This is a genomic window from Lysobacter daejeonensis GH1-9 (genome assembly GCF_000768355.1).
GTDB lineage: Bacteria > Pseudomonadota > Gammaproteobacteria > Xanthomonadales > Xanthomonadaceae > Aerolutibacter > Aerolutibacter daejeonensis.
On the sequence record NZ_AVPU01000083.1, the window covers coordinates 1 to 543 of the forward strand.

General features: G+C 76.1%; 2 protein-coding genes. Both read left to right on the plus strand.

Annotated elements, in window-relative coordinates; translation table 11 throughout:
• On the plus strand, positions 1-292 hold a 292-nt coding region (locus N800_RS15070; protein WP_036140572.1), incomplete at its 5' end, for a hypothetical protein.
• Positions 279-543, plus strand: a 265-nt coding sequence (locus N800_RS15075; protein ID WP_036140574.1) for a DUF3106 domain-containing protein, incomplete at its 3' end; no start/stop codon positions are given. The genes N800_RS15070 and N800_RS15075, both read left to right, overlap by 14 nt.

Consider the following 543-nt stretch of genomic DNA (forward strand, 5'->3'; position numbering starts at 1 on the left):
GGTCGACCCCCTGCCGCCAGCCGAGCCTCCCGTGGCGACCCTGTCGGCCGACGCCGCGTTGGTCGCCCACCCGGACTTCGCTTTGCTCGCCGACCCGGAGGGCGAGGCCACCGCGGCCGACCTTCCCCTGCAGTCCTGGCTGGTGGCGGTGGAGGCCGGCACGGCCGCGGCCGAACCCGTCGCCAGCGGCGACCCCGAGGTGCCGCCCGCCGCGCCGCTGGAAGCGTTGCCCGATGCCCCCCTGGCCCCGCTGGAGTCGACCGAGGAAGGGGACGCGAATGCGCAACCCTGACCACCGCCGCGTGATGCGCCTGCTGCTGCCCGCGCTGTTGAGCGTGGGTCTGGTGTACGCCGCCACGCCGATCCTCCCGGCCTTTGGCGACAGTGTGGCCAAGCTGCCGGCGGCGCACCGCGCCCGATTGCAGGCCCAGGCTGCCCGTTGGGACGCCTGGGGCGAAACTGAACGCGCCGCACTGCGCCAGCGCGCCGCCGCGTGGGCCGCACTATCGCCGGAGGCGCGCGCGAGCCGCCGCGAGCGTTACG